Raw genomic sequence first — 6868 nt, 5'->3', positions numbered from 1 at the left:
CTCGCCTACAGTGACTCCATGAGCTGACGCATCAAGGGTCTTGAGTCGTAAAGATAAAAAACATCGCTAAAGCCTAGGATTTAACCATAGCACCTCAAAGGAACTCAGCAATTTCGCCTCCGGCTCCATGGCTGAGCACACTTCGAGGTCCTAGACTGCCAATTTAGGACCTCGAAGTGTGCATTTTCCGTAGCGGAGCGAAGGATAAAATGTTCCTTTCCCTTCGGGGCTGCTTCGCGGTGAGGGTCCGGCTTCGAGTATGCGTTAGCCCTGGAGGGGGGGAAACATTGCACCTGCGTTTGCGCCTCATTAACAAACTCTACGACAAACGTAGTACAAAATACCACTGCAAACACATACCTTGCAGCCATGTCCTTGAAAGACCCCGAACAAAACCTGGCTGAACAGCCCCCTTTGCTGGGTAGCTGGCCAAGAATGTACACCTTCGTATTGGTGTTGCACGTGATCCTGATTGTCTTGTTTTACCTTTTTAGCAACGCTTACGCATGAGTACTATTGACTGGCTGGTAATGACCGGCACGCTGGCCGCTATCGTCACCTATGGCGTACTTATGACCCGCAAAGTTGACAACGTAAAGAGCTATTTGCTGGGCGATAAAGACCTGAAGTGGTACACGATCGGCCTGTCCGTGATGGCCACCCAGGCCAGTGCCATTACTTTTCTGAGTACTCCGGGGCAGGCGTACAACAGCGGTCTTGGTTTTGCGCAGTTTTACTTTGGTTTGCCCATCGCGATGGTCATCCTTTGTGTTTTCGTGCTGCCAATTTACTACCGGCTCAACGTCTACACCGCCTATGAATATCTGGAGGGCAGGTTCGATGTACGGGTGAGGACCCTCACGGCCATTCTCTTCCTGATCCAACGGGGGCTCGCCGCCGGCATCACGATTTATGCTCCGGCCATTATTCTTTCCTCCATTCTGGGGTGGTCGCTTGGGCTGACGATACTACTTATCGGGGTAGTCGTCATTTTCTATACCGTGATGGGCGGAACTAAAGCCGTCTCCGTTACCCAGAAACAGCAGATGATCGTCATTCTCTGTGGCATGGTCGCTGCCGGGGTCGTGGTGGTAATGAAGATGCCCGCTGACGTTAGCTTCGGGGACGCTTTAAACGTTGCCGGCAAGCTCGGCAAACTCGAGGTGCTTGATTTCAAGTTCGACCTCAACGATCGCTACAATCTCTGGTCGGCCCTACTGGGCGGCACCTTCCTTTTCCTGAGTTATTTCGGAACGGACCAGAGTCAGGTTCAACGTTACCTCTCCGGTAAAAGCCTGACGGAAAGCCGGCTGGGCTTACTCTTCAACGGTATCTTTAAGGTACCGATGCAGTTCCTGGTTCTGTTCGTAGGTATCATGGTATTCGTCTTTTTCCTCTTCCAGGCGCCTCCCATTCACTTTAATAAAGCTAACCTGGACAAGGTGAGAACCTCCGAATATGCCGCGGATCTGGATGCCCTCGAAGAAGAATATGCTACGATAAACATTACTGCCGAATCAGCTTCGACCGCCATGGTGGAAGCCATGCAGGGGGATAACGAAGCCAGTATCCTATCGGCCAAAACCAACCTGGCCGCGGCCCTCGACGCCCGAAACGAGATCGCCGCCCAGGTAGACGAGCTCATCACTACCGTTGACCCCGACGCCATTGTGGAAGACCGGGACTACGTTTTTATCACCTTCATCATCAACTACCTGCCCATTGGATTAGTGGGGCTTTTGCTGGCCGTCATTTTCTCTGCCGCCATGTCCAGCACCAGCTCAGAACTGAACGCTCTGGCGACGACAAGTATGGTCGATATTTACCGCCGCAGTGTTGTCAAAGACAAGGACGATGCACACTACTTTACCGCCAGTAAATGGCTCACCATCGGCTGGGGCTGCGTAGCCCTGACCTTCGCGGCTTTCGCCAATTTGTTCGACAACCTAATTCAGGCGGTCAACATCATCGGCTCGCTGTTTTACGGCGTTATCCTGGGCGTTTTTGCCGTCGCTTTCTTCGTTAAGCATGTCGGCGGACGGGCAGTGCTCATTGCCGCCATCATCGCCGAAATCTTCGTTGCCGGCACCTTCATTGCCACTTCATTGGGCTACATCGACCTGGCCTACCTCTGGTTAAACCTGATCGGGTGTATGCTGACGGTGGGGCTGGCGGTTTTATTTCAGGGAGGGCGTTCTTCCACAGGAGAGGTGGTTGAAGAAAGGCTACATTAAAAAATCACCTTAACAAAAGAAAGCCAAGAACCAATTATCTTCGTCTCTCAACTGGAATCACTTTTTATCTAAACCAAATCAATTGAGAGCGATCTTTTACCTGTTCCTGGCGGCACTGTTTTGCCCCGGCTGTAAACAGTACACCCCGGAAAATCTACCCGCAGAGCACGTACGTTTTGGCAGTAAAGGAGGCATTACGGGCGGCGGCCGGGAATACGTTCTCCTCCTTAATAACGGAAGGTTGCTCTTTGATGATGAGTATACAGGCAAGCTGGAGAAAGTAGGTAAACTAACCAAAGCTGAACTGAGCACGGTACGCGCTGAGTTGTCCGGAATGGTCTTCCCTAAAAGTGGCACCCCTCCGGGTAACTACAATACTTCGATGAGCTATCACCACGATGGCACTACAGAAAAAATAAGCTGGAGGCAGCCGGGTGGAGCCCCGACCGCTGAGGTAAAAAACTGCTATAATTCCCTGATGACGGCCGTGAGGCGTTTGCGCAAAACCGATAATTGATCTATTTCCTCCCTTCCTATGAATAATCGTTTTTACTACCTTGTTTTCTCCTTATTGTTTCTCCTCCCGCTAAGCGGGCAGAATAACTTTAAGACACTTCCGCCGCCAGGTTCAGGCGCAGCGACTTCTGATCTTCACGACCTGGAAATCAACCCTGAACTGCTGAAGATGCGTCAGGCATCAGCCACCAGTAATAGCGGGCGCTTAGCGAATGTAAAGTTTGAACCAGCGCGTCTTCACCTTTCATCTTTGCCTTACACGGCAGGCGTTAAAGTATTTGCGGACAAGCAAAACGGGCAGGTCTTTCACCTTGATGGCCGGCCGGCCAGATTAGATAAGCATTTCCCCGACGCAGAAGATGCCCGGGCCTACCTGAACGCGGTGGCAAAAGACCTTCGTTTGGAAAACCCTGACCAAGAAGTTTCTCTCGGCGAAATACGCACCGATGAGCTCGGGCAAACACACGTCAGACTCCAACAGCGGTATCAGGGGCTGACCGTAGAACCAGCGGATGCATTCCTGCACGCTGGTTCCTCTGCTGGCTTTGACACCTACCTCGGTCGACTGCAAGCCACCCCCGCAGGTGTTGAATTGACGCCCACTATTTCTGAGGCGGAAGCATTGGCTGCCGCCCGGACCAGCTTTGGGTCGGAGTGGAAAATAATTCCCGAATCCCAACTCGTATTTATCGGAGAACCACAGGAGCAGTCTGAATTGATCATATACTACCATAACGATACGCCGGTATTAGCCTACAAGCTGGAGCTTCACCCCAACCTGGCCAATCATCGTACCCGATACGTAGACGCGCGCACTGGTGCGACCCTCCATGAGCTGAGCCACATTTGTGGCTCTGCGGGCCTTCACGCAAGCCTGCCCCCGGAAACGGCTACTGTCCGTAACCTGAACAATGAGCTTATTACTCTAAATACCTTCAGTCAGGATGGCCAGTTCTTTCTTTTTGATGTTTCGCGGCCCATGTTCCGTAACCTTGACGGGGAAGCCGTTGGCGTGATCCATACCTTTGATGCCGGAGGACAAAGCCCGTTGAATGATGGTTTCGATCCGACCATCAGCTCTTCGGTCAACAATACTGACTGGTCACCAACTTCCGTTTCCGTACACGATAATGCGGGGCTTGCCTACTCGTACTTTCTTGACAAGCACGAACGTAATTCCATCGATGGTATTGGTGGGACGGTATACTCCATTTACAACGTCAACAATGAAGACGGAACGGACATGGACAACGCTTTCTGGGGCGGGCGGGCGATGTTCTACGGTAATGGAGACCGGGCTTTCCAGAGCCTGCCCAGAGCGCTGGACGTAGCCGGCCATGAGATGACCCACGGAGTAATCACCTCTACGGCCGATCTGGTGTATGAGCTTCAGCCCGGTGCTATCAATGAATCTATGGCGGACGTATTTGGCTACCTCATTGAAGGGGAAGCGAATGATCATCGGCTGGGAGAAGACGTCGTGAATTCACAGTTGTTTCGTACCGGCGCACTCCGCAACCTCCGCGACCCGAATAATGGTGGTAACCGCCTGGGAGATCGCGGGTGGCAACCCGCTCATATGAACGAATTTGTGGTCTTGCCCAATAACGAGGACAATGACCATGGCGGCGTGCACATCAACAGTGGCATTACTAACCGTGCTTTTTACAACTTCAGTACAACAACCGGCGTGGGGGATGCCCGCGCAGAACGGGTCTATTACCGTGCCCTGACGGAGTACCTGACCCGTAACAGTCAATTCGCTGACCTGCGCATTGCCGTCGCGCGTGCCGCGAGAGATCTGTTCGGTGCCGCAATAGAAACTGCGGCCAATGATGCGTTCGCAGCCGTAGGCATTGGCGGCGAGGCCAGTGAAGTAGAAGAAGACATCGAAACAAACACCGGCGACCGGTTTTTACTGCTAACCAATACCGGTCGAAGTGCACTTTTCCTGGCCGACGAAGGTGGCAACCTGATTGAAAACCCGCTGGCAACCGTAAATATTCTCAGCCGCCCCAGCATCACCGACGATGGTTCAGCAGCCTATTTCGTAGACGATCAAAATCGTTTGCGGGTCTACGATTTCGTTAATCGGCAGTTGTTATTCGTAGAACAAAACCCCGGTACCATTTGGCGCAATATTGCCGTCAGTAAAGACGGCGATCGGCTGGCCATTACCACTACGGACCAGGACAATAAAATTTTCATCCTCGATCTGGTGTCTAACACCTTTCAGGAAATGACGCTAACTAACCCGACTACTTCGCAAGGAGGGTTAAGCACGGATAATGTCCGCTATGCCGATATCATCGAATGGGAACCCGGAGGTGAATTCCTGATGTACGACGCCCTCAACTTTCTGGACGACGGCATCGAATACTGGGATATTGGTTTCCTGAGAGCCTGGAATAATGATACTGATAACTATGGTGACGGTAACATCACCAAGCTCTACAGTGCGCTTGAACCAGGGACCAGTATTGGCAACCCAACCTTCGCCAAAAACTCCCCTTACATCATCGCTTTCGAGCGACTCAACAGTAACAACGACGAGTATACCGTAGTGGCCGCTAACATCGAACGAGGAGAAACGGCCGTTGTCTGGAACAATCTCCGCCTCGGCTACCCGAACTATGGAGTGGACGACGACCGGATTATTTTCGACGGGGAGCTGGAGTCTGGCGAGCGGATCCTCGCAACGGTAATGATGGGAGACGACAAGATCACCACCGAAGGGGCTCCTTCGGTCACCATCCGCGAAGGCAGTTGGGGCATCTTCTTCGCTAACGGTCAGCGGCAGCTGGATACCAGTATTGATGGTCCGGTAGTGGATGATCCGAATGTAAAGGTCTACCCTACCCTCACCGAGGGTATGGTGACGGTGGAAGCTCTTGGTCAGGAAGAACGTTCCTTGCAGTTGTTCGATGCTACCGGCCGCTTAGTACAGCGTACGGCAATGTCAGGAGCAAGAGCAGAAGTAAGGCTATCCAGTCTGAAAGCGGGCACCTACTTCCTGGCAATTCCTACGAATAAGGGAACGGTCATTCGGCGGGTGGTTCGGCGGTAATACCGCGGACGCTCGAAGGTCCCGCAATACTGCGGGACACTTCGAGGTCCGCATTGCCTTACTCCACCGGCGCCCGCCCACCCCGGCTCCAGGTTCCATCCACGAAAGGATCTACCGGCGGGAAGCCATCGTAGAAGGCTTCCAGATGGGATCGTTCTGCGGGGTCATCAAAGCCCGGACGGCGGTACTCATGCGTCCGTGGGTGCAGTTCCCGTAGAGCAGCCAGTAAACGAAGGCTGCCCTCCAGCGTTGGGCGGAGGTCTTCCCAGGCGGGCGAGCCATACTGCTCCAGCAGCACCGTAATGCCAGCAATGGTACGGGCGAGGATAAGGTGGGTAAGGCGCGCGGTGCGCGCCGCATCGAGATGGAAACCATCCGTTACCCCTCGTCCCGTCCCCCGCATTTCATGCGGGAGGCAGCGACGGAGCTTCGGCCCGATCATGATGGAATACCAGCTGAATTCCTTCGCGGCCTGTACGCCGGGCTTACTGAAGTCGGCCCCATCGTAGATGTTGGGCATCCACGGAGCTTCCCGCAGGTCCTTCATGCCCGCAACGGCCACATCCATGGCTAAGCGGGACAGGGCCGAAGGATGCAGCCCGGATGGCCGGGGTTCCTCCTCTCCCACCCCATAACCAATTCCCGACAGGCTGCTACCAAGATGCTGCAACTGATCCTCCAGCCGCCTTAGAAAATCGCTGAAAGGGCCACTCATGGCCGGGAAGGCATTGGGCAAGGGCAAGATTTCCTGTTGCATCTCCTTCGGCATGAATTCCCGCTCGTGAGCGATGAGACTACAGCGCTCCGTAAACGGGCAACGCTCGCACCAGCGGTGGCAGTAGTTGGAGACGGAGTCAATGGGGGTGGGCATAAGAGGTGATGTTTAAGAAGAGGTAAGCTAAAGAAAATCCCTTTCCTTAATCGAACCCGTTTAAACTTTTCGTTCGCGACCTTATCCGAGCCCTGATTTTCCCTGGCTTCGGAGCGGCCAGCTCAGAGCACCAAGTACTGCCCAGCAAAAAGTTTAAACGGGTTCATCAGAGGAATTAAT

5 protein-coding genes are annotated in these 6868 nt (G+C 53.4%); 4 read left to right on the top strand and 1 reads right to left on the bottom strand.

Annotation, left to right across the window (positions count from 1 at the left end):
* Positions 1 to 369 precede the first annotated feature (369 nt).
* The 4 genes from BM123_RS24320 to BM123_RS23250 all read left to right on the top strand — a co-directional run bounded on the left by BM123_RS24320 (position 370) and on the right by BM123_RS23250 (position 5817).
* Positions 370 to 510 carry a hypothetical protein gene (locus BM123_RS24320; protein ID WP_175489525.1) on the top strand — a complete coding sequence of 47 codons (141 nt, stop codon included), beginning with the start codon at positions 370 to 372 and terminating at the stop codon, positions 508 to 510.
* Entirely contained in the window at positions 507 to 2234 is a 1728-nt protein-coding gene (locus BM123_RS23260; protein ID WP_090173473.1) for a sodium:solute symporter, read from the top strand. Before BM123_RS24320 ends, BM123_RS23260 begins: the two co-directional genes overlap by 4 nt.
* An 82-nt stretch (positions 2235 to 2316) precedes the next feature.
* Entirely contained in the window at positions 2317 to 2751 is a 435-nt protein-coding gene (locus tag BM123_RS23255; RefSeq protein WP_090173472.1) for a hypothetical protein, read from the top strand.
* 18 nt (positions 2752 to 2769) lie between these two features.
* Positions 2770 to 5817 carry a M4 family metallopeptidase gene (locus BM123_RS23250; RefSeq protein ID WP_090173470.1) on the top strand — a complete coding sequence of 1016 codons (3048 nt, stop codon included), beginning with the start codon at positions 2770 to 2772 and terminating at the stop codon, positions 5815 to 5817.
* A gap of 58 nt (positions 5818 to 5875) precedes the next feature.
* Here BM123_RS23250 and BM123_RS23245 read toward each other — a convergent pair whose 3' ends face one another.
* Positions 5876 to 6688, bottom strand: a complete 813-nt coding sequence (locus tag BM123_RS23245) for a hypothetical protein (RefSeq protein WP_090173468.1) — start codon at positions 6686 to 6688, stop codon at positions 5876 to 5878.
* Between the last annotated feature and the right edge of the window lie 180 nt (positions 6689 to 6868).

The organism is Neolewinella agarilytica (genome assembly GCF_900110645.1).
Lineage (GTDB): Bacteria > Bacteroidota > Bacteroidia > Chitinophagales > Saprospiraceae > Neolewinella > Neolewinella agarilytica.
Note: the sequence above shows the minus strand (reverse complement) of the source record. Positions and strands in the feature narration are given on the sequence as shown.